This is a genomic window from Pauljensenia sp. UMB1177 (genome assembly GCF_030217965.1).
Taxonomy (GTDB): domain Bacteria; phylum Actinomycetota; class Actinomycetes; order Actinomycetales; family Actinomycetaceae; genus Pauljensenia; species Pauljensenia turicensis_A.
Map to the genome: position 1 here is coordinate 327,078 of NZ_JASOOV010000001.1, position 25,026 is coordinate 352,103.

General features: G+C 59.1%; 19 protein-coding genes. 11 read left to right on the forward strand and 8 right to left on the reverse strand.

The features are described 5' to 3' along the window. Positions 1–139 precede the first annotated feature (139 nt). Positions 140–1,756, reverse strand: a complete 1,617-nt coding sequence (locus tag QP442_RS01435) for a peptide ABC transporter substrate-binding protein (protein ID WP_006680681.1) — start codon at positions 1,754–1,756, stop codon at positions 140–142. Between the two features lie 262 nt (positions 1,757–2,018). Between QP442_RS01435 and QP442_RS01440 the strand changes: the two genes are divergently transcribed. Together QP442_RS01440 and betT are read left to right on the forward strand one after the other, a co-directional pair. Beyond that, positions 2,019–3,134 carry a carbohydrate kinase family protein gene (locus QP442_RS01440; protein WP_285069527.1) on the forward strand — a complete coding sequence of 372 codons (1,116 nt, stop codon included), beginning with the start codon at positions 2,019–2,021 and terminating at the stop codon, positions 3,132–3,134. Between the two features lie 234 nt (positions 3,135–3,368). Further along, positions 3,369–5,552 carry a choline BCCT transporter BetT gene (gene betT, locus QP442_RS01445; RefSeq protein WP_285069528.1) on the forward strand — a complete coding sequence of 728 codons (2,184 nt, stop codon included), beginning with the start codon at positions 3,369–3,371 and terminating at the stop codon, positions 5,550–5,552. Between the two features lie 95 nt (positions 5,553–5,647). Here the strand turns inward: betT and QP442_RS01450 are convergent, their stop codons facing one another. From QP442_RS01450 to QP442_RS01465, 4 genes are all read right to left on the reverse strand, one after another. Continuing rightward, positions 5,648–7,189: an amino acid permease gene (locus tag QP442_RS01450; protein WP_219810957.1), complete on the reverse strand. Its 1,542-nt coding sequence runs from the start codon at positions 7,187–7,189 to the stop codon at positions 5,648–5,650. After that, positions 7,186–7,998, reverse strand: coding sequence for a trimeric intracellular cation channel family protein (locus tag QP442_RS01455; RefSeq protein WP_103632820.1), 813 nt, complete (start codon positions 7,996–7,998; stop codon positions 7,186–7,188). Before QP442_RS01455 ends, QP442_RS01450 begins: the two co-directional genes overlap by 4 nt. Before the next feature lie 159 nt (positions 7,999–8,157). Next, positions 8,158–9,294, reverse strand: a complete 1,137-nt coding sequence (locus tag QP442_RS01460; protein WP_006680676.1) for a VIT1/CCC1 transporter family protein — start codon at positions 9,292–9,294, stop codon at positions 8,158–8,160. Between the two features lie 58 nt (positions 9,295–9,352). Continuing rightward, entirely contained in the window at positions 9,353–9,667 is a 315-nt protein-coding gene (locus QP442_RS01465; RefSeq protein WP_006680675.1) for a hypothetical protein, read from the reverse strand. Positions 9,668–9,834: 167 nt separating this feature from the next. On the opposite strand from QP442_RS01465, the gene QP442_RS01470 reads away from it, so the two are divergent. Continuing rightward, positions 9,835–10,608 carry an alpha/beta hydrolase gene (locus QP442_RS01470; RefSeq protein ID WP_040318355.1) on the forward strand — a complete coding sequence of 258 codons (774 nt, stop codon included), beginning with the start codon at positions 9,835–9,837 and terminating at the stop codon, positions 10,606–10,608. Between the two features lie 167 nt (positions 10,609–10,775). On the opposite strand, the gene QP442_RS01475 is transcribed toward QP442_RS01470, so the two are convergent. Beyond that, entirely contained in the window at positions 10,776–11,822 is a 1,047-nt protein-coding gene (locus tag QP442_RS01475) for a PfkB family carbohydrate kinase (protein WP_103632822.1), read from the reverse strand. A gap of 158 nt (positions 11,823–11,980) precedes the next feature. Here QP442_RS01475 and QP442_RS01480 point away from each other — a divergent pair, with 158 nt between their 5' ends. The 6 genes from QP442_RS01480 (at position 11,981) to QP442_RS01505 (ending at position 21,063) form a co-directional block, all read left to right on the forward strand. Beyond that, positions 11,981–12,226, forward strand: coding sequence for a hypothetical protein (locus QP442_RS01480; protein ID WP_006680672.1), 246 nt, complete (start codon positions 11,981–11,983; stop codon positions 12,224–12,226). A 23-nt stretch (positions 12,227–12,249) separates the two neighbouring features. After that, positions 12,250–17,499, forward strand: a complete 5,250-nt coding sequence (locus QP442_RS01485) for a DUF3418 domain-containing protein (RefSeq protein ID WP_442953362.1) — start codon at positions 12,250–12,252, stop codon at positions 17,497–17,499. Between the two features lies 1 nt (position 17,500). Further along, complete coding sequence (locus tag QP442_RS01490; protein ID WP_040318354.1) at positions 17,501–18,007, forward strand: SprT-like domain-containing protein; 507 nt, start codon at positions 17,501–17,503, stop codon at positions 18,005–18,007. Positions 18,008–18,249: 242 nt separating this feature from the next. Continuing rightward, on the forward strand, positions 18,250–18,807 hold the full coding sequence (locus QP442_RS01495; RefSeq protein WP_103632824.1) for a phosphoribosyltransferase: 558 nt from the start codon (positions 18,250–18,252) through the stop codon (positions 18,805–18,807). After that, a complete protein-coding gene (locus QP442_RS01500; protein ID WP_336619944.1) occupies positions 18,756–19,622 on the forward strand; it encodes a phosphoribulokinase in 867 nt (288 codons plus the stop codon). Before QP442_RS01495 ends, QP442_RS01500 begins: the two co-directional genes overlap by 52 nt. A gap of 58 nt (positions 19,623–19,680) precedes the next feature. Continuing rightward, the gene (locus QP442_RS01505) at positions 19,681–21,063 is read left to right on the forward strand and encodes an MFS transporter (protein ID WP_285069529.1); all 1,383 of its coding nucleotides are present in this window, start codon (positions 19,681–19,683) and stop codon (positions 21,061–21,063) included. 8 nt (positions 21,064–21,071) lie between these two features. On the opposite strand, the gene QP442_RS01510 is transcribed toward QP442_RS01505, so the two are convergent. Continuing rightward, positions 21,072–21,560 carry a low molecular weight protein-tyrosine-phosphatase gene (locus QP442_RS01510; RefSeq protein WP_040318353.1) on the reverse strand — a complete coding sequence of 163 codons (489 nt, stop codon included), beginning with the start codon at positions 21,558–21,560 and terminating at the stop codon, positions 21,072–21,074. Positions 21,561–21,603: 43 nt separating this feature from the next. Then, entirely contained in the window at positions 21,604–22,356 is a 753-nt protein-coding gene (gene mtnN / locus QP442_RS01515) for a 5'-methylthioadenosine/S-adenosylhomocysteine nucleosidase (protein WP_285069530.1), read from the reverse strand. 53 nt (positions 22,357–22,409) lie between these two features. Between mtnN and QP442_RS01520 the strand changes: the two genes are divergently transcribed. Together QP442_RS01520 and nrdH are read left to right on the forward strand one after the other, a co-directional pair. Beyond that, positions 22,410–24,188, forward strand: a complete 1,779-nt coding sequence (locus QP442_RS01520; protein WP_285069531.1) for an L-serine ammonia-lyase, iron-sulfur-dependent, subunit alpha — start codon at positions 22,410–22,412, stop codon at positions 24,186–24,188. A gap of 554 nt (positions 24,189–24,742) precedes the next feature. Then, positions 24,743–25,006 (forward strand): glutaredoxin-like protein NrdH, encoded by a 264-nt coding sequence (gene nrdH / locus QP442_RS01525; protein ID WP_101628451.1) that lies wholly within the window; start codon positions 24,743–24,745, stop codon positions 25,004–25,006. Positions 25,007–25,026 lie beyond the last annotated feature (20 nt).

The following is a 25,026-nucleotide window of genomic DNA, read 5'->3' on the forward strand; positions in this document are numbered from 1 at the left end:
AGGCCCCGCCCAAACTCACGGTAAGAGAGCGCGGTGACGAGGCCTTGCAAACGCAATGGTGGCAGGTAGGAAAGCTCCCACCCGCCACCATTGGCACGTCCTCTAGGCGTAGTCAGTGATGACTAGCGCCTGGCCAGACTCACTCAGCCTTGGTGATCTCGTTGTAGATCGGCACGGACTTCCAGTTGAACACGACCTTGTCGACGTTCTCGGACCAGCCACCCACGACGTTGGCGTACCACAGCGGGATGACCGGGAGGTCCTTGAAGAGGATCTCCTGCGCCTGGTCGAGGATCTTGTTGGATTCCTCGGTGGAGGTCGCGGAGGAGGCCTTCTTCAGGAGGGCGTCGAAGTCGGCCGAGGAGTACTCGGTGTCGTTCGAGCCGGCGCCGGTGCCGTAGAGCGGTGCAAGGAAGTTGTACTTGCCCGGGTAGTCAGCCTGCCAGCCGGTACGGAAGGCGGAGGTGATGGTGTGGTTGGTGACCTCAGTACGCAGGGACTTGAAGTCCGGGTACGGGGCGCCAACGGCGTCGATTCCGAGCGTGTTCTTGATGGAGTTGGTGACTGCGTCAACCCATGCCTGGTGGCCACCATCAGAGTTGTAAGCGATCGAGAAGGTGCCGGACCACGGGGAAATGGCGTCTGCCTTTGCCCAGAGTTCCTTGGCCTTGTCAGCGTTGTATGTCAGGACCTCAGAGCCGGGGACCGAGTCGTTGTAGCCATCGACGACCGGGGAGGTGAAGTCCTTGGTCGGGGTACGGGTACCCGAGAAGATGGTGTCGGTGATGGTGTCGCGGTCGATCGCGTAGGAGATTGCCTGGCGACGCAGGTTGCCTTCTTCACCGGAGAAGTGTTCCAGGGCGAACGGAATTGCGAAGGACTGGAAGATTGCTGCCGGCTGATTCACGGCGCGACCGGAGAGGTCTGCTTCGTAGGTGGCGAATGCCGAGTCCGGAAGTGCGTCGAGGACGTCAAGGTTGCCGGAGAGCAGATCCTGGTATGCGGCGTCGAGCGAGGAGTAGAAGATAACGTCCACGCCACCGTTCTTGGCAACGTTGTCACCCTTGTACTCAGGATTCGGGATCAGGTGGATCTGAGCGTTGTGCTCCCAGCCGCCTTCGGCGACCATGTAGGGGCCGTTACCAATGGGCTGCTCGCCACCGGTTTCCATGTCTTCCAGGGTCGAGTCCGGAAGCGGGAAGTATGCGGTGTAGCCGAGGCGCTGCGAGAAGTCAGCTGCCGGGGCCTTAAGGGTGATGGTGAAGGTGTAGTCGTCAACGACTTCGAGGCCGGTCAGATCGCCGGCACCTTCATCATCGGAGCCAGCGATCGGCTCGTAGAAGTAGGAGGAGAGCATCGCTTCGGATGCGCCCTTCTTCCATGCATCAACGAAGTTGTGCGCTTTGACCTCGGAGCCGTCGGAGAACTTCTGTCCTTCCTTCAGCTTGACGGTCCACACGGTCGAATCTTCGTTCGGCTCGATGGATTCGGCCATGTCCATATGGGTTGCGCCGGATGCATCGTAGTAAACGAGGCCTGCGAAGATGGCATCGAGGATCTTGCCGCCACCGGTTTCGTTGGTGTTTGCCGGGATCAGCGGGTTCTGCGGCTCGGAGCCGTTGGTCGAAATGATGCCGGTCGACGAGCCCGCAGCTACGCCGGAAGCGCTTGAGTTAGCGTCGCCACCGCCAGAGCAGGCCGCGAGACCGAGGGCAAAAACGGCCGGAACTGCCAGCCATGTCCTCTTGAGGTTCATGAAAGACTCCTCCAAATTGATGGGTTAGACCCGTAACGTCCAGTCGCGGGTTACGGTTGCGAGCCTAACCCGCCACGCCGTGAAAGTCTTTCCCAGACCATAAAGTGGACATTGCTATTTGGTCACAAATGGTCACGTTTTGGTAAAGACTTGTCTATATAGACATTACTTAAGGCTCTATTCACGGCCGAAAATACCGCTTCGGACTAGGATTACATCAGCATTGACCATCGTCTCTACATGCATGCAAGGACCACTCATTATGACGTCACCTTTAAATACTGCGCCACGCGTCTGCGTTGCCGGTCCTCTTGTTTTAGCGCTGGTCATGGGCCCTTTGGAGCACGAACCTCGCCTTGGTGAAGAACAGATCGCGCCGGCATCTTCCTTCTCCCCCGGCGGCTCAGCGAATCGCGCTGTTGCCCTTGCTCGCCTTGGTCTAAACACTCAGTTCTTGTGCTCGATCGGTATCGACGAGGCCGGGGCCATTGTTCGTTCGATGCTCACAACAAGCCGGGTTGATTTGAGTCATGCGCTTCGTGTGCCTCATCAGGCGATCACGGTTTCTCTTGGTTTTGACGGGGATCGCGCACTCACCACATCTGGAGATCTGACGGTTCCATCGCTTTCGACCCTTCGCCAAGCTCCTCACGCGCTTGTGGCAGAGCTCCATGTGCTTGGAGCTAACAGTGAGACCGTGGAAAAGTGGCGCTCGAATCCGGTTCCCCCCATCACCATGCTTGAAGCTCCGCCCGCAGCACCGATTCCTCCAACGTGGGTTCTCTCGGAGTGCCGTTGGGATTCAACTGGTCAGTGGAAGAGCTCCGACCTTGATGCTTTGGATAACGTTGATGTCTTCACGCTGAACGAGCGCGAAGCAATGAATTACACGCATAAAGAAAATGCGCGTCAGGCGGCTCGCCAATTGGCATGGCATGTTCCGGGTGTCATCGTGACGCAGGGAGCGCAGGGCGCAACAGCCATTATTGAAGGCGAAGAGTTCTCGCTTCCAGCAGCCCCGGCGAAGACGATTGATACGACGTCGGCGGGACACGCGTTCTCCGCGGCTCTTGTGTGGGCGCGAATGCAGGGACTTTCCCCCGAGGGGGCCGTGTCGATGGCTCTGCTTGCATCTGCTCGATCAACGGAAACAATGGGGTCCTTCGCGGATGCACCGACGTTGGATGGTTTGAAGAAGTGGACCGAGTCCTGCGATGTGCCAGACGGATACGATCTTGCATTCATGGACTTTGACGACGTCACGCTTGAAGAAGAAACCACTCAGCGACCTGACCCCGCAGAACCTGACACGGATCTTCGTGACGATTCTGGTTTCGAGTTGGCAAAGGGAATCGCGGATATTCTCGCTCAGGAATGATGAATGGCCAAGGTTTGCCCCGTATCACCCCATCGCAACTAAAAGTGTGGGTCATTTAACATGAACAGGTTCCGACGCCCATGATCTAGCGGGAGAACTGCGCGTATAAATGAGGGATTTCAGCCAAAAAAGTTGCAGGTATAGGGAATCGTTGAAACGCTGAACAAAAAGCGCGCACCTTTTTTACGTGCATTTCACGGGCGCGTGTGTCCCATCGTCGACCGAAAGTACTCTATGAGTTCGCCTGACATATCAGCGAAAACAGAATCATCCTCATGTGACGCAGCGCCAATTGTGCCGCTTGAAACCTCGGATCTGACCGGAGACGTTCAGGGAGTGGAGCCTTCGCTGAATGTCACGGTATTCGGCATTTCGGCCGTGGTCATTCTTGCTGTTTCTTTGGCGTCGATTTTTGCTCCCGACACGGTGCAGTCTCTTTTTGACGCGACGGTGACGTGGACCAGTGAGTGGTTCGGCTGGTTCTACATTCTCTTGATCACTGCGGCGATCGTTTTTGTCATCGTTCTTGCCCTCACCCGTTTCGGCAACATCAAGTTGGGTCCGGATAACTCGACGCCAGACTTTTCAACGTTCTCGTGGGCAGCGATGCTGTTCGCCGCGGGTATCGGCACGTCAATCATGTTCTACGCGATCGCCGAACCGGTTGGACAGTACATTGCTCCCCCAACAGGCGAAGGTGAAACGATTGAAGCTGCTCGACAGGCCGTGACGTGGACACTGTTCCACTACGGCATTTCCGGCTGGGCTCTCTATGGTCTTGTTGGCATTGCCCTTGGCTACTTCGCGTACCGCAAGCACGATCGTCTGACCGTTCGATCCACTCTCCGCCCGCTTCTAGGAGATAAGGTCGACGGTATTTTCGGTGACATCATCGATATGTTCGCCCTTGTTGGTGGCGTGTTCGGCATCGCAGCCAGCCTTGGTATTGGTGTTGTCCAGCTGAACGTTGGCCTGACGATCATCTTCGGGATCCCGCAGGGCCTTGTTGCGCAGATCGGCCTCGTTTCCCTTTCTGTCATCATGGCGACAGTCTCCGCTGTCAGCGGAGTCGACAGGGGCGTTCGAATGCTCTCGTCGATCAATGTCTTCCTGGCGATGTTCCTTGCCCTCTGGGTGTTGATCACCGGAAACACGACGTTCCTTCTGGATGCGCTGGTCGCGAACGTGGGTGACTTTGTCACGCAGTTCCCCGTCCTCACTTTGGAGACATTCCCCTACCAGCGCCCCGATGAGTGGATGAACGCGTGGACCCTGTTCTTCTGGGCATGGTGGATCACGTGGGCCGCATTCGTTGGCATGTTCTTGGCCCGCATTTCGCGCGGTCGCACGATCCGTCAGTTCGTTATCGGCACGCTGACCCTGCCCTTCACCTACGTTCTGGTGTGGGTGTCCATCTTCGGCAATAGCGCCATCGACCTGATTCGTTCGGGTAACGTAGCGTTCACGAAGATCGCGTACGCCACCCCCGAAGGTGGTCTCTACGCCCTGTTGGACGCGCTCCCGCTTGGCAAAATCCTGATTGCGATTGCTCTGTTCGTCGGCGTTCTTTTCTATGTGACCAGCTCCGACTCCGGCGCACTGGTCATGGCGAACCTGTCGATGCGGAACCTGCCTGACCGTCAGGATGGCGTCGCCTGGCTTCGAGTCTTCTGGGCGACGTTGACCGGCGCTCTGACGATCACCATGCTTTTGGCGGGTGGTATTTCAATCCTTCAGCAAGCAACGATCGTCATGGCTTTGCCATTCTCCTTCGTTCTTATCCTGATCGCAGCCGCCCTCTGGAAGGCGTTGCGTTCGGAGGCCTCGAAGGCAACTGCGCGCACCCGCACCATCACATCCGGCCTGATTTCGATGAGTGGCACGGCAGCCGGTCGCGTCCGACTGTCATGGCAGGACCGCTTGAGTCGCACGTTCGATGCCGTCAGCCCGACGCGCGCCAAGCGAGCACTCGACAACCGTGTTGTGCCTGCCCTTGAAGCGGTTGGCACGCGCCTGCAGGAAGAAGGGCTTGTTTCTGAAATCGTGATCGAAGGCCCCGAAGCTCACGATCCCGACGACGATCGTCGCTTCCTCGGTCGAGCTTCTCTTGTTGTGAGTGCGACGCCTGAGGTCATGGAACAGCTGATTGCGCGCCTGCTTGATGTCCCGATTTCGGGAGCAACGATCGACGCTGAGTCCTTTAGATACGTGGTGCGCATGGTTGTCATGCCGGTTCCTACGTTTGGTGTCACACTCTCGGATGAGGATGACACGACTGTCCGTCTTGAAGTTCGCCCGCACGGTGGCGGTCAAGGCTACGACATCATGGACTGGACGGCAGATCAGGTGGCTCACGACGTGCTCGACCATTTCGAGCGTTGGGTCGAATATCTGGGTGCCACGTCCACCATCGAGTAATCGGATTGTTGCGAGGTACGAGGCCCCCTCGACATATTGAGGCTCCACCACTTTTCAGTGGAGGAGCCTCAATCTCTCTGACCAGCGTGTATCGACTACTTCGCAGAACGCTGTGCCATAGCTTCACGAATGAAGTAGATCGCGATGATGATCAACGTCAGGACGCTCATTGCGATCAGCTGCTGGCGGGCCTCGGGGTTCCATGCCATCAGGCCGGCAACCAACACCAGCGACGCGATAACGAGGCGAGGTAGCCAGGGCCAGCCCGGTGAACGCAGGGCAATTGATCCTTCAGCTTCAAGCTTGGGGTGTAGGCGAATTTGAGCGACCAAGATGAAAACCCAGATCAGTAGCAGAACCATGCCGACAGAGTTCAGCAGAATTCCAAGGAGCGATGCGGGGAGCAACCAGTTCAACGCCACCGACACCAGGGCGAAGAAGATAGAGACCGAGACAGCTCGACGAGGAGTGCGTCCTTCAGCAATGTCACCGCTCGCCCCTTCGGTGGCTACGCGGTCCTGAAGCGACTCCGCTTCCTCATCGGCCACAAGGGTAGCCGAGGTGGTCGATGAAGCGTGGCCAGCCTCGTTCATCTTCGACGAAGACACACCGCGGCCAAGCAGCCACTTCATGCCCATGCCACGCGCGGACAGCGAGTAGGCGATGCGGCTCGAGGCGTAGAGATTCGCGGAGAAGGCGGACACGAGGGCGACGAAAACGACCGCTTCCATGATCACACCGACCGCGGGAATACCTGCCATGTTCAACACCGCGGCAAACGGGCTGGTCGACATTTCTTTCGAATCCCAGCGCAACAAGCAGATCAACAGGATAACCGAACCGACGTAGAAGATCAGGATTCGGCTGATCACCGAACGAATTGCGGCGGAGATTGCGGCCTTCGCGTTCTCGGCTTCGCCGGCAGCGATCGTCACGATCTCAATACCGCCGAACGACGTGATAATCGCAAGAAGCGCGACCGCGATACCCGCCAGACCCGTCGGCGCAAAACCGCCATGTCCCAGAATCGTCTGACCGATTGGCTCGGTGCGACCGGGAACGATTCCCGTCACCAAACCGATACCGATCAGCAGGAAGACAATGATTGCCAGGACTTTGATGCCGGCAAGCCACGCTTCAACTTCACCGAAGTCGCGCGCGGCCATCAGATTCACGCCACCCAGCACAACAACGATTGCCAGAGCCACAACCCACTGCGGAACCGATGGGAACCAGCTGACGAAAATCGCTGCCGCACCCGTAATTTCGAGACCCAGCACCATCACCAGCATCGCCCAGTACAACCAGCCGGACGTGAAACCTGCCCAGCGGCCGATACCGACCTCGGCATAGGTGGAGAAGGAACCGGTCGACGGCAGGGAGCTTGCCAACTCCGACAGCGCGAACATCACCGACACGGCAATCAATGCCGCAAGAACGTAAGACACCAGGACGGCCGGGCCCGCTTCCGAGACCGCGACGCCGGTGCCGAGGAAAAAACCGGCGCCGATCGCGCTGCCCAACGCCATCATCGACAGGTGGCGCGTTTTGAATGTCTTACGAGGCCCCGATACGGGCATCGTTGCTTCGCCACCCGCGTTAGGGGCGGTCGTTGCCGGTGAGCTCATGGTTTTCATGCGCCTTTCGTTGAATCAGAGCTGGGAGTGCTCCCTGAAGAATCTGAAGATCCCGTCGACTGTTCGTGAGTTTCATTCGCCTTTTGAGCCTGTTCCTCAAGAACTGCCGTTGCTAGAGCTTTCTTTGCTGCCGGTGACATCAGGCGTCGCAACTGTGACGACGTGACCGTCAGCGTCCAGTCCCCCGCTTGGGGAAGCTGCCACTGACGCCAGTGGGATAAAACAGTGAAGCCCATGCCGACAATCGTTGCGGCGAGCATTCCGATGATCGGCAGATCGTACTTCCAGAAAATCACCGTAATCACAGCGGACGCGAACGCCGGCGTCGCGTACAGGTTGTTCCCGCCAAAAACTTGGGGGACGTTTCCGGCTGAAATATCACGGATTGCACCGCCACCAACTGCGGTGATGATGCCCAGCATGATCGCGGGAAGAACGTCAAACCCCGCGTCGAGAGTCTTCAACGCGCCGGTTGCTGCCCAACATCCAAGCACAGTTCCATCGGCGACCAGCAGGGCAGCACGCCACGGACGCGAGTCCAGCTTCCAGAGCATCGCGATCGCTGCACCCAGCAGTGCCGTCCCCAAATAAAAGGGGTCAGTTAAAGCAACCGGAGGCCCCACCTGGAGCAGAACGTCGCGGAGCATGCCACCCGCGAGCGCCGACATGATCGCGAGGACCGCAAAACCGACGGCATCAAAGCGCTTCATGCGTGCCAGTCGACCACCGATGATGCCATTCAGCAACACGCCAATCAGGTCGATGGCGCGAAACAGGTCCGGTAACGCATGGTTGAGGGTTTCAAGCACACGGACATTGTGGACTATCTTGGCTTTCCGTGGCGCGCGTGTTCACCAGACGGCGCATGCTGAGGCGCATTGTGAGACTCGGACGGATACGGATCTGCTGGTTGGGGGTCCGCTGCGGAAGGCGTCTGGTTTCCTGCGGGGCATCATCTATTGCGCGTACTAGGCGATCGCGGTGCCGAATGCTAGGCCCAGCAGGTAGGTGATAATCGCAGCACCGTAGCCGATTGCCAGCTGGCGAATCGCGCGAGGGGCGGGCGATTGACCAGAGAGGATACCGACGACTCCGCCGGTGCAGAGCAGGGTGACACCGACGATCGCGGCGGCGATGGCGATTGCTGTCAGACCGGAGAGAGCGAAGAGGTAGGGAATCAGGGGGAAGAAAGCGCCGATCGCGAAGAAGAAGAAGGACGAGGCCGCTGCCTGCCACGGTGTACCAACCTGTTCGGTGGCGCCAGCGTGAGCTGGTAGCCCGCCTTCGAGTGCGGCACGCACCGCGATGACACCGGACTCTGAGCCGGCGGGGCGGGCGACCTGGGTGAATACCTTTATGGCGTGAGCACGCGCTTCTTCGGGACTTTCGCCACGAGCACGGAACACGAGTTCCAGTTCGTTCGCGTCAACGTCGAGGTCCGGGACAGCTTGGTGTGCTTCGGGATCGGGGATCGATGCATCGAGCAGTTCACGTTGGCTGGTGACGGAGACCCATTCACCGGCTGCCATGGAGAGCGCGCCGGCCAGCAGACCAGCAAGGCCGGTCGCGAGGACGAGGTGCGGTTCCATTCCGGTTGCGGCCACACCCAGCACCAGGGCAAGGTTCGAAACCAAGCCGTCGTTTGCTCCGAAGACTGCGGCGCGGAAAGTTCCGGCCAGAGTTTCACGGGAGCGAGCAGTGAGTCCACGGATCACTTCGCCGTGAATGTGCTCGTCAGCGGCCATTTGAGCCGTCGCATCATCGTCGGCGTCGTAAGTGGTGCGCTGTTCGGCGCGCTGGGCCATCGCCAGAATAAAAATGGTGCCGAACATGTGCGCAAGCCACGCGCCAAGGCGAGTGCGAAGGCGCGGACGAGGCGCTGGAAGCGCTTTATCTCCTAGCAGGGACAGCCAGTATTCCTCGTGTCTGCGTTCAGCTTCGGCAAGCTTGAGAAGAACCTCGCGTTCAGAGCCGGTACGGCGTTCTGCGAGGGAGCGATAGGTGCGCGCTTCCATGCGTTCGTCAGCAAGGTGGCGACGCCAGCGCTTGATCTGTGCTTTCGAAACGTTCTTCGGAGGCTGCGGGGTGGGATACGCGTTAGTCATTCAATGACTCCGTAACGTTCTTTCACTATTCGTTCAAGAAGGGGAGAACGAATAAGAATCAGCCATTTTCGCGACCGACGACGTGAATTTCGATGTCATCGTCGACGACAGGAGCCGGCTGAGTTTGAGTTGCCGGAGCACCGAAGAGTCGCTCTTTCACAACGTCAGCAACCGTGTCGGTGACGCGCTCCCCCTGCTCGCGGACAATGTCCGACACCTTTTCGCCCGCTGCATCGAGGGGCTTTGCGACGACCGGGAATCGGCGGAGTTTCGATGCGCCACTGCGGATCTTCTCGTACTGTTCGCGACCAGCTTTCGTGCCCAGCACGTAGCCGGCTCCAAGACCAAGAAGCAATCCAAACCTGGTTCCCATGAAAACTCCTGTTTGTCGTGACGCTCGGCGAAAAACCGACGCGATCTGATTACTTCAACCCTACAGGCAGAACAATCCAATCAACGATCACAATTGAGAAGTTCACAAACGTACACCTAGCGGGATTGGGGTCGCTTGATTGCTCCATTCCCACTACGTTGGAGTGCGTGAGTGAGATCCGAATCATGACCCCTCGTGGCGTTTCGCTGGCGGGGACGTTCATTAACCCCGTTGACACTGGTGACGCAGCGGTTCTCTTCTCGCATTCGTTCCTTGCTGATCGTCACTCGGCTGAGCATTTCGATCGTCTTGCTCGTCTCTACCGCGCGGCAGGCTACGCCACGCTCGAGTTCGATTATTCGGGTCACGGTGAGTCCGGCGACGAAATTATTACCCTGGACGCTGAGGTTGAGGACCTGCGTGCAGCGTCCGGTTGGCTTGCCGACCAGGGGTTTGCTCGCCAACTCATTCATGCGCATTCATTCGGCGCGACGGTGGCGCTAGCAGCTCGGCCGGTCAATGTGCTCGCCTACGTTTTGTCCTCACCATCGCTTGGTCCCATGTCGGTCGATTGGACACAGATTTTCTCTGATGACCAGTTGCGTGACTTGGAAGAGATCGGCGCTACCACGATCGCTGACGACTCACCCTCGATTCGCCGACAGTTCACGATCTCGAAGCAGACGCTGATCGACTTGTCGCTGACCGATTCGGACAAGCTTCTGGCCGGCTTGGAACAGCCGACCTTGGTGATCCATGACAGCGTCGACGCCGAGTTCGGTCTGCTTGCCGCCACGCAGGATGTGTTCCACCTGCTCCCCGACGGCTCGCGCGTCGAAATCGTCTCTGATGCATCATTTGGCATGGGTGAAAAGGTCGAGGCCCTAGATGCTCCATCGCTCGAATGGGCGACCCGGTGGGTGCCCGTAGTTCGTCGCTAGCGTGACTGCACGGAGCAAGGTCGGCGTGTCTGGACCCCGTTGAGTTAACACCGAAAAATCCGGCATCGACAGTTTAGCGCCCCACCCAAACAACACCGGCCTCAAATGGCGAACTACTGCGGTTTCCATATGGAAATATGGATCAGAGCGCGAGGATTTAGCCATACCTAACGCGAGGATTTGACCATACCTGAGGCAAACGAGCCGAGGAACTCCTCGACCGCGGTCACCACTTCCGGTGCCTCGCACCACGAACGTGTACCAAATTTCGTCGTCGAGAACCCGGCGATAAGCGACGCAAAACGAATCAAGTCACTCGGGTCCTTGGGCATTGGCACATCAGCTACGTGCAATCTGCCCACCGCCCACGCGAACGCACCGTGGAAAACGTCGCCCGCACCCAGGGTTGAGATGGCATCCACCTGATCAACCTCGGTTTCACCTTCTCGCCCATCCCAATACCACTGCACCGATTCACATCCTCGCGTGCGGATCGTCCGCGTAATTCCGAAACCGGCGAGGAAGCTGGCAACCTCGGGTCCGGTCGGCTCATTCAGCAACGGCGGACAGAAGTCAGCAGACACCACCGCAATATCAACGAACCCCAGCAACGGGGCGAGCCACGGCTTCCACGACCCACCATCAAGGATCCGTTGGTGCAACGGCTTGGCTTCTAGGTGCGCGAAAGGATCCTCATCAGGATCGGGCTCCCCCAGCGTCCCCACCCGCAACACGCAGTCGGCAATCGCAGGATTGTGGCCGTCAATAAGGACAACGTCCGGAGCTCCGTCCTGGACCAGTACAGAGTCGAGCAGGTGGGTGGCCTCGTGCACGTCGATGTCGATCCGCGCATTGGTGGAAGCAACCATCCTGCCACCCGGGTGCTCAACTATGGAGGAAATCGCGGGCGTCTTCTGCGCTGAATCCACGCTGGTCGCGTCCAGCAGATGCACGCCGGCGCTGGCGAGGTCCGCGCTGATCACGCTGGCAATCATCCCCTCACCGATGGCGCTCAGCAGACTGATCGACGAGGCTGCCTCCCTCGCGCACCCCGCGGCTTTCTCAAGGGCGGAAAGGGTAACCGCAGCATTCGTTGCCGGGCCTCCCGCTGCCATCACATGATCCGTGGAGGTTGTTTTGGTGGCAATATTTGGCTCGTGGTCGAGGGCATGGATGACGTCAAGCGTCGTCAGGCCAGCGAAAAGTGCGTGCATAACTCAATCTTGCCCACAACGCTTCACACTCGCATCTTTGCGGGAAGAATGACAGGGTCTTCGATGGCGCATCGACTAAGAATGATGCGTTCACTGCCCCCTATATTTCCGACAGGCTGATATACGGGCTCCACAACGGCTGCTTCAACGTGTGTGGCATGCCGGCTCAGATCGCAGAACAAATCGAACAGAACACGGTTCGAACAAACCTGTGCCGCAAGGGAGCAAAACTCGCCGGCTGTTCAATGATCAGCACCATTGACGGATCTCTCATTTCGCTACGGATGGATCCGAACGGCATGACAGTCCTTGCTGTAGGGCGCGAATACGAGGCTACTTATCCACACGTAGCTATGGTCGTGGCACTTATCCACACGCGCACTGTTCTCGCTCCGCACGTGTGAACGTGCCTCGTTAGACTAGGCGGGTGCCAGAAAAACCAGTGCGTTCCAATGAATCGGGGTCGTCTCAGCACGGCCGCCGTGGCGGTGGAGCGCGCCCGCAAAATTCTGGCACGTCCAAAAAGGACACTCCGCGCAAGGGGCAGCAGCGTAAAAGCCGCGTCGGGCAGGAGCCTCGTACTCCCATAGGTTCCCGCGAGCGCAACGGGCACTCTGCCACCCAGCCACACCACAAGCCTCGTCGTAGGCGCAGTCCTCAATACGAACACGCACACACGTTTAAGCCGTTCACTCCCGAACAGCTGGCCGCGCGCGCAGCCGCAATCCCCGTCGTGACTTTCCCTGACCTGCCGGTCAGTGCTCGCCGCGACGAAATCGCTCAGGCGATACGTGACCACCAGGTTGTTATCGTTTCTGGTGAAACGGGTTCGGGTAAGACCACGCAGCTCCCGAAAATCTGTATGCAACTGGGTCGTGGCGTCTCCGGAATGATCGGACACACTCAACCCAGGCGTATCGCAGCGCGTTCGGTCGCTGACCGCATCGCTGAAGAACTCGGGCAAAAAGTTGGACGCGAACCTGGCCAGGTTGTCGGCTATCAGGTGCGTTTCACGGACAAGGTCGGGCCCACCACCCTAGTCAAGCTGATGACCGACGGCATTCTGCTGGCGGAAATCCAGTCCGATCCGTTGCTTCGTCGCTACGACACACTGATTATTGACGAGGCCCACGAACGTAGCCTGAACATTGACTTCATCTTGGGCTATCTGGCTCGTCTGCTTCCGGCGCGCCCGGATCTGAAAGTCATCATCACCTCGGCGACGATCGACTCGAAGCGTTTCGCTGAGCACTTCGGTGTGTGGGATGGTCTGCCCGGTCGTGGGACGTTGAAGCAGCCGGCACCTGTTATTGAAGTCTCGGGTCGCACCTTCCCCGTCGAAGTCCGCTATCGCCCCCTCACCGCTGACGTGATGACGCACTACTCGTCGTCCACTCCGGGCACTGAGCAGGAACCGGGCGACGCCTTGTCAATCGAAGACGATAATCTGCACCTGGGCGCAGAACAGCTGGTCTTGGAAGACCCTGACGATGATCTGCCGTCGCTTGGGTACGGGCTCGGCGAGGACACTGATGTTGAGACCGCGATCTGTCACGCCGTTGACGAACTTGCTGGTGAGGGCGAGGGGGACATCCTTGTTTTCCTGCCGGGCGAACGCGACATCCGCGATACCGAACAGGCATTACTCGACCATCTAGGTCCGCGCGGGGTAAAAGCGGGTGAGACTGCGAAGGCTCGCCCGACGGATATTGAAATCGTTCCGCTGTTCGCGCGCCTGAGTGCAGCCGAGCAGCATCGCGTGTTCGAGGACCACCGACTGCGTCGCGTTGTTCTGGCAACCAATGTTGCGGAAACTTCGCTGACTGTCCCGGGCATTCGCTATGTCATCGACCCTGGTTTTGCGCGTATTTCTCGCTATTCCAACCGGACGAAGGTGCAGCGACTGCCGATCGAAGCGGTGTCGCAGGCCAGCGCTAATCAGAGGGCTGGACGCTGTGGTCGCGTCGCTGACGGCATCGCAATCCGCCTCTTTTCGCAACGCGACTACGAGAATCGTCCTCGCTTCACCGAACCGGAAATCCTGCGCACCTCGCTCGCGTCGGTCATCCTACAGATGGCGGCGCTGGGCCTCGGTTCAATTGCCGACTTCCCCTTCCTCGACCCGCCCGAGCATCGCGCGGTTCGCGATGGCATCGCGACTCTGGTGGAGATTGGCGCTCTCGTAGAAGATGACGAGGCCACGCACATGTCTTCGCCCTCGAGCGCAAAGGACGCGGATTCAAACAGTGCTGGTGGCGCAAGTTCAAGGCGTTCCTTTGGACACCGCTTGACCGCAATTGGTCGGGATTTGGCGCGGTTGCCGATTGACCCCAGGCTGGGACGAATCCTTCTGGAAGCCGACGCAAACGGCTGTGCTTCCGAAGTCCTTGTCATCGTGGCAGCACTTTCAATTCAGGATGTCCGCGAGCGCCCCGCTGAACATCAGGCGGCTGCCGATGCTGCTCATGCTCGCTTGGCGAATCCGAAGTCTGACTTCGTCACCTACTTGAATTTGTGGCGCTACTTAACAGTCCAGCAGAGGGATCTATCGGGTGCGGCGTTCCGTCGCATGTGTCGGGCCGAGTTCCTGCACTACCTGCGTTTTAACGAGTGGCGTGACGTTGTTGTTCAGTTGCAGCAGATGGCCCGTCCGCTCGGGTTGGATGTGCATCCGATTGATATTCCGTCGTCTAGCGATGTTGTTCATGCGGCGGAAGCGGGCGGTTTGACTGATGCGGTAGCGCGTGCGGTTGTGGCGTTCACGGATGGTTCGCGCAGTGTGGATGCCGACCAGATTCACCGATCACTGCTTGTTGGTTTCCTGTCGAACTTGGGTTCGTGGGATCAGGCAAAACGTGATTATCAGGGTGCCCGCGGTACTCACTTCACGATTTGGCCGGGTTCAGGTTTAGCGCGCTCACATCCTGCGTGGGTGATGACCGCTGAATTGGTTGAGACCAGTCGCCTCTTTGCTCGCACTGTTGCGCGGATTGATCCGGCGTGGATTGAGCCGGTGGCTCGCCCACTGTTGAAGCGCGTATATTCCGAGCCCTTCTGGTCGAGCGCCAAGGGTGCGGCAATGGTGAAGGAAAAGGTCCTTCTCTACGGGCTGACTTTAGTTGCCGACCGTCCTGTCTTACTGGGTCGTTTGGGTGACCACGTGATTGACGCGGGTTCGGATTCGCGCTCGTCTCGCGTGGTCACGGCGGGTTCCTTGGCCGGAATCGCTCAGGGCCTGCTGGGTGTACCTACGTCGGATCGTCGTTCTCGTACCGAGATAGGCTCTATTGGTCGTGACTTCCTCGCGATGGCATTGGCTGGTGCCCTCAATCTGCCGTCGACCAGCTTCGATACATCCAGCGATGGTGACGACTTAGCGAACTTGGCTCCCAGCAATGAAACACCCGAGCAGTCGAATGGGGCATCTTCGTCGAGCACCACCCCGCCGATCGATAAGGTGGAGATCCCGGCCTCGTCGACCATTGACACTGCGCTGACGGCGCGAATACTCGCCCGCGAAATGTTCATCCGCCACGCGCTGGTGAACGGCGAATGGCGCGAACGCCACCGCTTCCAAAAGACGAACGATGAGCTACTGGAGCAGGCGCGCGAAGTCGAACGACGTTCACGCACCCACGGTTTGGTTGCTGACCAGGACGCGCGTTTCGCATTCTTCGACGACCTGCTTCCCGACGATATTGTGTCCGCCGGGCACTTCAATCGCTGGTGGAAACACACGCGCCAAAAGCATCCTGACCTGCTGACATACACTTCTTCCCTGCTTCTTCCGCGAGGGATCAGCCAAGATGCTGACGGTTTCCCCGATACCTGGGAATCGAATGGCCTGAAGCTTGATCTGTCGTATGCGTTCACGCCCGGCAGTGCGCGCGACGGCGTCACGATGATAATCCCGGTCGAAGTCCTGCAACGCGTCAATGATGTTGGCACGGACTGGTTGGTTCCCGGCATGCTGATCGAGCTCATTACTGAGTCGATTCGCGCTCTGCCGAAGGCTCAGCGTCGTCTACTTGCCCCCGCGCCCGAGGTCGGCGCTCAGGCCGGAGCATGGATGGAGCGCGCGCTCGCAGGAACCTTGACCGAAGCCGAGTCCGGCGTCGCTTCGCAGCATTCCGGCGCAGCCACGTCGTCCAAGAACGGTGACGAGGCTTCTACGGGGGTCGATCCGATGAGCCTGACGGCAGCGATGGATCGTCTTGCTCGCTGGGGTGCCACGACTGGGAATGCAAAGCAGAAGGATCGTGGAAAAAAGCCTGCGCCGATGCCAGAACCTCAGGCTGAAGAGACACCCGCGACCCCACCACAGTCGACGGTGATTGATTGGTCGAGAGAACGCCCTTCATTCAGCGAGGCTTTCCGCACCGCAGTGAGGATTCTGCGCGGAATCGATCTGAGCGATTCTCACCTTGCACACGCTCACGACAACCTACCCACGCATCTGCGGATGACATTCAGCGTTGTTGATTCGCACGGCGCTGAACTCGGTTCGAGCACCGACCTCACATACCTGCAACGCACGTTGGCATCGTCAGCAGACAATGCGATTCGTGACGCGGTGCGAGGCGCTGTCGCCGAGGCTCTTCTCGACGCCACACAGGATCGCTCCAATCGACGAAGCCACCCCAGTTCGCGCACAGATAGTTCGCGCGCGAGCTTCAGCGAAGCGAAGAACAACGCTGGTCATGCGCATTCAGATTCCGATGGTTCCCCCGAGGTTGCTACCCACCTGCACGTTGATGGGCTGACAGATTTCCCAGCTGACCCGCTTCCCCGGTCGATTGACTCTCCCGGTCAAACATCCAGCTCGCAAGGTATCCAGGTGATAACACTGCGCGGCTTCCCCGCGCTTGTCGCTCAAGGTAGCGCCACAGATCCGAGCGCTGGCGTAAGACTCATGGCGAATTCGAGCGACGCTGACCGCCATCACCGCGAGGGCCTTGCGCGCCTGTTGGTTCGCCGAGTTCGCTTGCAACAGACTCGAGTGACGACACGTTGGACGGGACGCCAAGCTCTGATGCTCGCCGCATCACCCTACCCGGATACCACTGCATTGATTGCGGACACTCAGTTGGCTTCCGCCCTCTCGCTAGTAGATGAATTGTCAGGCCAGGCCGGTCCCGGATCGATTCGAGACGCAGCCTCATTCGAAGACCTCGCCAATCGCGCACGAAACCTGCACGAGGACAGGGTCTACGAGATTCTCAGCTACGTTGTACGAGCCATGGAAGCCCACGGCGATATTGAGTCCGCGATCCGCTCTCACACGGAAGAATCCATGCGCGAAACAGTTGCTGACGAGCGAGATCACGTTGATTCTCTGATGTATCCGGGTTTTGTTCTTGATACGCCCCTATCGGCGATGCCTCACCTGGCGCGCTATCTGAAAGCCGGAGCGATGCGTATTGAACGCGCAGCCTCATCCCCCAGAGCACTCGATCGCGATCTGGAGAATAGGGACCGAATCCACGACATCCTCGACGCTTTGGGCGAAGCCGAAGAGAGCGCTCGCGCGCGCCCTTACAACGCGAAGTCGGCTACAACGATCTCGCACGTGCGATGGTTGATTGAAGAACTGCGCGTCTCCTTCTTCGCCCAACAGCTGGGCACACCCAACAAGGTGTCGGCGAAACGCGTCCTCGGCCTGATTGAGACGATCTGAAATGGATCGACGAATCGCACGAAAAGAAGCGCGCATGCTGATGGACGCCGCCGAACTGGGCGACTGGACATTCAAATTCGACACAGCAAAACGCCGAGCAGGATCCTGCGCCTACCGGACGAAGACGATCACTCTGTCCGGACCGCTCACCGATCTCTATGATCAGGACACCGTTCGTGGCGTCATCCTCCACGAAATCGCGCACGCCCTTGTCGGCCCAGACCATCACCACGATGCAACGTGGCGGAAGGTTGCTCGCGGTCTGGGCGCCCCCGATGACGCAAAGCTCCCCTCGCATCTGCCTTCCCCGGACGAACCCTGGGTCGGAACTTGCCCCAAATGCGGAGCACAACGCAAGCTCTACCGGCCACCGCGTCGCGTCACCGCCTGCGGACACTGCGCGCGACGCTTCGACGTCGAACGCATTCTGACCTGGACATATAAAGGACATCCACGTAACCCCGGCACCGCCTACCTCAAAGAACTGCGACGCATCGAACGCGCCTGAGACCACCCAAAACCGCGCCGGTAGCACGCTGGCAGGCTGAGCAATCGAGCGCGGCCTCGTCCCCCACGCGCACGAAGTTGCGCAACTGAACACGAACAGTGACGAGACCATCACTTCCGCACCCAATTTCGGTATCACCCACCGCGCGCGGAGTACTACTCTTGTCCCTAAGTTCTTTATCTGGTTTATTGAGACGGCCCACCCATAGCCGACCACCATAAAGCCGCTACCCAGGGAGTGACATGACGGATCAGCCGAACACCACCACTGCTCAGTCCACGGACGTTCCCAACGTTGCAGATCGCGAGGTTCTCACGTGGGAAGGTTTCGGCGTTGCAAGCCGTGAACTCACTCAGCAGATCGTTGACTCCGGCTGGATCCCCGAACTGATCGTCGCCATCGCGCGCGGTGGCCTGATCCCTGCGGGCGCCATCTCCTACGCAATGGACGTCAAGGCATGCGGCACCATGAACGTCGAGTTCTACACCGGCGTTGGCGAAACCCTCGAAGCACCGATCCTACTTCCTCCGCTCATGGATATTTCCGCGATGGAAGGCAAGCGAGTCCTGGTCGTTGACGACGTCGCAGACTCCGGCAAGACCCTCAAGATGGTCATGGACATGATCGCCGAAGACGGCCTGTCCCTCGACGGTGAAAACCAAGTGAAAGTTGACGCGCGCAGCGTCTGCATCTACAAGAAATCACGCTCGATCATCACCCCCGACTACATCTGGGCAGAAACCGACAAGTGGATCAACTTCCCCTGGTCGACACTGCCGACGATCACAGCAAACGCCTGATTGTGTCGAGCCGGTTGCGCGCGTCGCAGCCGGCTCTTTCATTTACCGTTTCCGCTCCGCCCCAGAACGACGAGGTTTCGGCCATGAGCACACACACTGACACCGCAGACAATCAACCCGCTGGCTCCATCAGCGGATCCGCACCCTACGCCATCTACTCTGAACGCGCGTCCGCGTCGCTGTCCGTCGCTCAACAGGTCGTTGACCTTGTCCTTCACCGGCTGGCAAATGGAGAAAACATTCGTGTCCTCGGTCTGACCGGCCCTCCCGGAACCGGGAAGACCACCGTTGCAGCCCTTGTCGCAGAAATCCTTGAAACTGCCGATGTTGCGGTGGCTGGCATCGCGCCAATGGATGGCTTTCACATGTCGAATGCCGTGCTGGACGACTTGGAGTGCCACGACCGCAAGGGCGCTCCCGACACGTTTGACATCTGGGGGTACGAGACCCTGCTGGCACGCATTCAAGCGAGCGAGCACCCCGTTTTTGCTCCCGACTACAACCGTGGCCTGCACGAACCTGTCGCAGCGTCCATCCTGATTCCAACTGAGGGCATCGTCATCACCGAAGGCAACTACCTGGCATTCGACAAACCGGGGTGGCGCGAGGCTCGCGGGCACATTGACTTCCTCGTCCACATTGATACGCCGACAGACGCTGTCATGCGGCGCCTCGTCACCCGCCACGAAGCATTCGGAAAATGCCGCGCAGATGCCGCCCACTGGGTGCGCACCGTGGACGCCCCCAACATTGAATTGGTCGCCGAATGCGCATCGCGCGCCGATGCGATCGTCTCGCCCCAAACAGGAGAGTAACTGTGACATCGTGCGCTCGGCGCACACAATAACCCTTGGTATTGCTAGCGTTCATCACATGACTGACAGCCTCACCTCGCCTCACGCCGATGAGACCCGTCCTTTAGACCAGGAGAACGCGGATCCCGTGGAGGTAGCCTCGTCGATCAACGAAACCCCCAGCGCACCCGCGGAAACCGACTCGCATTGGAAGCGTCGCGTCACCCTATTCCTGATCGCGCAGGCGATTTCCCTGTTCGGCTCCTCGATCGTGCAGTACGCGATCATGTGGTATCTGACGCTGACGCTCAAGACCGGGTGGGTCATCACCCTGTACGCCGTTGTCGCTTTCGTCCCCCAAGCGATTCTGTCTTTGTTTGGTGGCACGCTTGCCGACCGAATGAACCGTCGAACGGTGATCGCCGTTTCCGACTCGATCATTGCGCTGGTCACCCTAGGGTTGGCAATAGCAATGATTGCGGGCGAAACCTCACTTTGGCTGATCTACGGCGCGGTCTTCATTCGCTCCGTAGGCGCCGGCTTCCAACAACCCGCGGTTGGCGCTCTCCTACCACAGCTGACCCCGACCAGTCAGCTCATGCGCGTAAACGGCATTAATCAGACAATTAACTCGGCGATGGCACTGCTGTCTCCGGTGATCGCGGGCGCGGTCTACGGCTGGGGTGGCCTGGTTCCGACCTTCTGGATCGACGTTGTCACTGCCCTGATCGGCGTCGGTATTGTCCTGACGATCCCCGTTGCAACGGTGCGAAGCGGTGGCGAAGATGGAAAGTCGTTCGCTCACGATCTGATGGACGGCCTGCGCTACGTTGCGGGACACCGCACGATCCTCTGGCTGATGGTCCTCTACACAGTAATCTTCACGCTGATCGTCGCACCGAACTTCATGGTGCCACTGATGATCGCGCGCGACTTCACCGACGCTGTCTGGCCGCTGACGGTCATGGAAACCTCATTCTCAGCGGGCATGGCGCTAGGCGGTCTGGCGATCGCGACCTTTGCCGTGAAGTGGAATCAGAGCCGGATGCTTCTCTATTCGTGCGGGAGCTTCGGCCTGTTGTCCGCCGCCCTTGGCCTGACGCCATTCCTGGGGACGACCGTCGGCCTGTTTGCCCTGTTCGTACTGATGTTCATCATCGCTCTACTGATCCCGTTCTTCTCCGCGCCGGTCATGACACTGGTTCAGACCACGGTCGAACAGACGTACATGGGTCGCGTGTTTTCGCTGATCAACATCGTTGCAGTGCTGGGTATGCCAATTGGCATGATCGCGTTCGGGCCGCTTGCTGACCGATTCTCGATTCAGTGGATCTTCATCATCAGTGGCATCGTCGCGTTCGGATTCACGGTTGTGTCATTCATGGCTGAGCCCGGCCGCGAGGTCCTGAAGATGAGCGGGCAACCCGCAACTCAGCGTGACGATGAACCAGTCACTGCCTAGTCGCTTCGCTACTTCGACAGCTCTTCCACGATGAACGGCGTCGTGCGCTCAATCGTCTCGAGCGTCTCGACGAAGTCCTGATATCCGCCGTACCACGGGTCGGGGACATCATGGTCTGACGGGGTGGCCTGCGGATCAAAATCACGGAACAAACGGATATCAGGCCCAGCGGAGCCTCGTGAATCAGAAGCCGCATCGGCACGAAGCCCGGCGCGATCGCGAAGGCGGTTCAATGCAGACAGGTGATGGCCGGTCATGGCAAGGATCAGGTCCCAGTCCGCCAGTTCACTCATGCGGATCTGGCGCGCACGATGGTTGGGGACCTCGTGGCCGTATTCGCGCAAGACCCGGGCAGCGCGACGGTCGACCGGGTTGCCCTCTTCTTCGTCGGAAACTCCTGCGGAATCCACGACGATGTCAACGCCGGCATCGCGCGCGGCTTCAAGCAGAATCTGGTGAGCCATCGTCGACCGACAGATGTTGCCGGTGCAGACCATCAGAACTCGTTTCACTGGGATCCTTCCAATTAAAAAATGCAGGTCAGAGCGTCAGGAACGTGCGGACCGCGAGCGCGCTAATGCCGGCTGCCTTTTCGGAGTCCATGTGGAAGTCCTGGTCGGCAGCGGGGCCACACAAGTCGGAGACGGCGCGCAGGCTGACCCAGTCAACACCGCTGGACCAGGCGACTTCCGCCATGGCGCAGGTTTCCATGTCGGCGCCAATAGCGTCCGGGAATTTTTCGCGCATGGGCTGGGCGAGGGGGGCGGTGATGAACGAGTCGGAGGACAGGACGCGACCGGTCATGACGGTGAGGGTGTCGGACTTGGCAAGCAGGGCGACGCGAGCAACGGTTTCGTCGGAGGATCGGTAGTCTTCGGGCATCTGCGGGATCTGGCCCATGGCGTAGCCGAAGGCGGTGGCGTCGGCTTGGGAGTAGATGGTCGAGGTGCCGGCAGCGATGGTGGAGACGTTGATGTCCGCGGCGAGTCCACCGGTGGTGCCCGCTGCGATGATGATGGGACTATCAACCAGCGTGAGGGCGCGCGCGGTCGCGGACGCGGAGTTCGCCAGACCAATTCCGCTTTGCACAAGCAGAACGTCGTGACCGTCAAGAGCACCGAGCGCAAAACGCTGTTGTGCGTGGCCCTCCATTCCGACGATGAGTTCGGTGACCGTGTCACTACCGGCGCAGGGGTGCAACGCGGCGCGCAGGGGTGCCGCTTCCATTTCCATGGCGCATTGGATGATAGCGACGACGGTCGGACGAGCAGGAAATTCGATGCTGGTTGTCATAGCGCCCAGTCTACGGTTCGCTCTTACGGTGATGAAAGCGCACAATAGTTCGCATGACTTTTGACGCCGCCGATTCTCCGACCGCTCTTCCACTTGCTCAGGTGACGCCAGATCGTTTCGACGCTGGCGAGGCAACGCCCGCTGCCGTGCTTTCCGGTGAGGTTCCCGCTTCTCAGGCTGCGCACCCCCTGTCGGTTTTCGACATGTTCCGCATCGGTATCGGCCCATCGTCGTCACACACGGTTGGTCCGATGCGCGCCGGTCTTGCGTTTACAGGCGAGTTGGCGTCGTTGCTCGCCAGAGATAAAGGGGACGAGGCCGCCTCCACATCTCAACGCTCCCCCGAAGAAGAGGCGGAGTCGCAGGCGCCGTGCCGTATTACGATCGACCTGTTTGGTTCGCTTGGCGCGACGGGTCGCGGGCACAACACTGACCGCGCAGTCTTGCTGGGCCTTGCGGGCTACAGCCCGGAGAGCGTTGAGATCGATACGGTTGAGGGTATTTTCCCGGCGATTGCCGCGACCGGTTTCTTGCCGACTCCGTGCGGTCAGGTTCCTTTTGATATTGCGCGCGATATTCGTTTCGTTCCGCGCACGGTGTTGAAGTATCACGTGAACGCTCTGACGATCACGGCGTGGCGCGAAACTGATGGCCACGAGAAAATTCTGGAGCACACCTATTACTCGGTGGGCGGTGGCTTCGTGATGGTGCAGATGAATGATGACGTGGATAATCCGGAGGTCGCATCGCTGGCGACCGGCATGAGCGCCGCGACAATTGATGCTCCTGCGCCGTTCCTCTTTACGACCAGCGCACGCCTGCTCCACGAGTGTAAGCAGTCTGGTTTGCGCATCTCCGAGTTGGTTCGTCGTAATGAAGAAGCTGTGCGAACTGCTCAAGATCTCGATGAGTATTTGGATGCGATCGCGGACACGATGTTTGAGTGCGTGGATGCCGGAACCAGTGCCAGTGGCATTCTTCCGGGTGGTTTGGACGTCCCTCGTCGCGCGAAAGCACTGAGCGCAAAACTGTCCGAACGTGCTCGTACCAGCTGCGAACCGCTTCCCGGTGCTCCCTGGGCCTCGAGTCCCGACGACCCGATGCGCGCGATGGACTGGGTGAACCTGTTCGCGCTGGCGGTCAACGAAGAGAACGCTGCCGGCCACCGCATCGTCACCGCGCCGACGAATGGCGCTGCGGGCGTGATTCCTGCGGTCCTCGGCTACCTGGTCTCCTACTGCCCTGAAGCTGGTGCAACGATTGGTGCCGCATCGGCTCCGGCGCTGTTCGACTCACCTGAGGCTCCTTTTGCTCATGTGCGTTTCGGCTCAAAGGGGGTCGAGGTTCTTTCCGGCGCTTCCGACATTCACGGGGAGGCGTGGGCGCGCAGGCGTAAGGCAGTCCATGATTTCTTGCTTGCAGCAACGGCGATTGGCTCGCTGATTAAGACGAACGCGTCGATTGCTGGTGCTGAAGTTGGCTGTCAGGGCGAGGTTGGTTCAGCGTCCGCGATGGCGGCCGCAGGCTTGGCCGAAGCGTTGGGTGGAACCCCCGAACAAGTTGAGAATGCCGCGGAAATTGCGATGGAGCATTCACTGGGGCTGACCTGCGACCCTATTGCTGGCCTGGTTCAAATCCCCTGCATCGAACGCAATGCGATCGCCGCGGTGAAGGCGATTAACGCGGCACGTATGGCCCTCTGGAGTGATGGTCGGCATACGGTGTCGCTGGATGCCGTCATTGAAACGATGCGCCAAACCGGCAACGACATGCTGTCGAAGTACAAGGAAACGTCGACGGGCGGCCTGGCCGTGAACGTCGTCGAATGCTGAGCTCACATCATTTGCTCCCACTCGATAGGGACATTTACCTCTCGTAGCGGTACCCAACAGGCGCGCCACCAGTAGTAGTGGTTCATCTACCACGACCCCTACATATAGGGAGGGTGTGCGCAATCCACCCCCTACATGTAGGGGTCTGGCATATGCGACACGCCGATGACGCACACGAATTTTGAGGCAGTTTTTTCCATTCGCATCCGAAGTTATCCACAGGTAGGCACATATGTGTTCGCCTCCATGCACATGCGTGTGGACCTGGAACCGAAGAATGACAATCGTGTGATTTCCGCATAATCATGCCCTCTTCGAGGTGCTCTGTAAAACGATTTACCCACGGTTCAACGGACAATTTTTATATGAACAGTAAGCCCATCCACACCGTATTCACAGATCCGCCTCCCTCTATCCACAGTCTGAGTCACACAACGTTACGACCACAACATGTTGTGCCTATTCCTTCAAGCACCCACAAGGTGTAGTGTTAAGAGGTCTTCGGGATACCCCCTGAAGATACGCGTTTCCATCTCTTTAATTAGGAGAATCCCATGACGATCACCGTCTACTCGAAGCCCCGTTGCCCCCAGTGCGACGCAACCTGCCGCGCTCTCGACAAGCAGGGTCTTGACTACACGAAGATCGACGTGACGGAAAACCTCGAAGCGCTCGATTACATCAAGGGCCTCGGCTACCAGCAGGCTCCCGTCGTCATGGCTGGCGACACCCACTGGAGTGGCTTCCGCCCGGACCGCATCAAGGCCGTCGCAGTTGCGGCAGCTGCCGCAACGCCCCTCGCAGTCGGCCAGGCCTGATCTTTTCTTCCGTCCCGGTT